The organism is Dysgonomonas sp. Shenzhen-Wh21 (assembly GCF_043392705.1).
Lineage (GTDB): Bacteria > Bacteroidota > Bacteroidia > Bacteroidales > Dysgonomonadaceae > Dysgonomonas.
On the sequence record NZ_JAIXHZ010000102.1, the window covers coordinates 1 to 1,804 of the forward strand.

Below are 1,804 nucleotides of genomic sequence, written 5' to 3' on the forward strand. Positions count from 1 at the left end.
TCTATATAACGTTCGATATATTTTATTGAAAATTTTAATTCAAATTTGCGTAAGAAAATATAGTCGAACTTCTGTATTTCTTGGATTGGAGACTATTTTGATTCTACACGAGATCTGATTAATTATTTAATTGATCGGTTATATATAAATGTATAATAATGGAATAGACATATATTTTAGGCTATTTTAACATATATAGGAGCACCAAAAGAGGTTTTTTCTAAAATTTTGATTTCCCCATTCAGTTCCATTTTAGTTATCAAGCTGTATACCCTCAGTTTTTCTGCTCCTGAATATGCTATTATATCAACAACAGAAGCCTCATTACCGCACCTCTCAAGATAGTCCAGAATCTTGAGACGGTCTAAATTTGCATAATTCATATTTCAGTGTAATTCTTGCTTATTTCGTTTTTAGTCGTAAGCAATTTCTATTCAGACAAACAGAGATTAAATAGTAAACAAATGACAATCAAAATAATATCACTTTATTAAACTCACAGTTTCTCTGATATTTTTTTCTGAGGAAGCACCAAAAACAACGGATTGTATATTCAGAGCATTAATAAATTCATAAGCTTCAGGAGCACTAATTGCTCCTGAAGCAAGTGTACTCATTGCCATGAGTTGGTATTTTGAAGAATCATTATTTCGAATTGTATCAACATACGCTTCTACCGAAGGGGACATAAGGTAACCTATCTTATTAATAGAGCTGCATATAACAACCTCTTCTATTCCCCACTCAGATAGTTTTTGCTTCAAATAAGGCATATTCTGAGTAATAAGTCCCGGAATCAATTTATATTTCTTACGAACATAGTCGCAATATGCCTCAAAAATATCTTTTGTTCCATACCCAAGAAGAAGATCTGTTATGATATTTTGTAAGAATAATACTTTAACATTTAACCCCTTGAACATTTTTACTTCGGCATCTATCAACATCTGCATCATCTTTATAGGATCTTTTCCTAATACTGCCATTCCTCCTTTGGCAATCATCGACAATAACTGAAATCTCTTTCAATTTGTAAAACATTAGGTACAATATAATTTCGAAGAAACGGTACTCATTCAATCTTATTTATACATCTCTAAATTTATAATCAAACATAATCTCTGATTTTTTTAAGATTAAACCGTAAGTCAAAAGGCCTTTTACAAGCCATCAGAACAGCTTTTTTTCGAATCGCAAATTTAATACATTCCTTTGTCTGGATGGTTTATTTTTGGCTTTTTAAGATTTCTTTTTAAGGCCTATCGGTAAGTTTGTATTCATTTTTTAGCATCTCACATGTCTTTGCGGTTCGTTTACATAATTGTTGTTAAGGATGATTAATTTTCATTTACCATTGATCATTAATTGTTTTTGAAAATAGGAAAACTCATTTTGCAGTATAGTGTAGTTTTCTTATTTGTATATGTAAAAGTACCCTCCTCCACCCATCGTTTTTATTACAGAAAAGTCCGGTATTTTTCAAAAAATACTTTAGCTCCAATTTCAGGATTCTTATCCATACTTACATCAATTATCAGTTCGTGTAATAGCTTGTCATCTAATTTAAAATTCTCAAAAAAAGCAGCAATTTCGGGCTTGTCTTCTTTAAACCCGCGCCGAGATATAACCTGAATATTATCTGTGGGATATATCTTTTTGGGATCACTCAATTTTTTGAGTTCAAATTCTGTCCACATAAAATGTGGTTTCCACCCTGTTATTACAATCCACTCTTTATTCTTTTCTGCCTTTTTTAAGGCTGTTATCATAGACGTTTCGGAAGAGGAAATCTGAGTGTAATAAC

Annotated in this window: 3 protein-coding genes; all 3 read right to left on the minus strand. The window is 31.2% G+C overall.

Features of this window, described 5'->3' with window-relative positions:
* Nucleotides 1-176 precede the first annotated feature (176 nt).
* Nucleotides 177-383, minus strand: coding sequence for a hypothetical protein (locus LDB17_RS06575; RefSeq protein ID WP_252637497.1), 207 nt, complete (start codon nucleotides 381-383; stop codon nucleotides 177-179).
* Nucleotides 384-482: 99 nt separating this feature from the next.
* Nucleotides 483-1,004, minus strand: coding sequence for a hypothetical protein (locus tag LDB17_RS06580; protein WP_252637498.1), 522 nt, complete (start codon nucleotides 1,002-1,004; stop codon nucleotides 483-485).
* Nucleotides 1,005-1,457: 453 nt separating this feature from the next.
* The coding region (locus tag LDB17_RS06585; protein ID WP_393924948.1) for a glycine betaine ABC transporter substrate-binding protein at nucleotides 1,458-1,804 on the minus strand (347 nt) is incomplete at its 5' end.

Coding starts and splice junctions, on each gene's coding strand:
- LDB17_RS06575 (WP_252637497.1), bottom strand. CDS start 383: ATGAATTATGCAAATTTAGACCGTCTCAAGATTCTGGACTATCTTGAG.
- LDB17_RS06580 (WP_252637498.1), bottom strand. CDS start 1,004: ATGATTGCCAAAGGAGGAATGGCAGTATTAGGAAAAGATCCTATAAAG.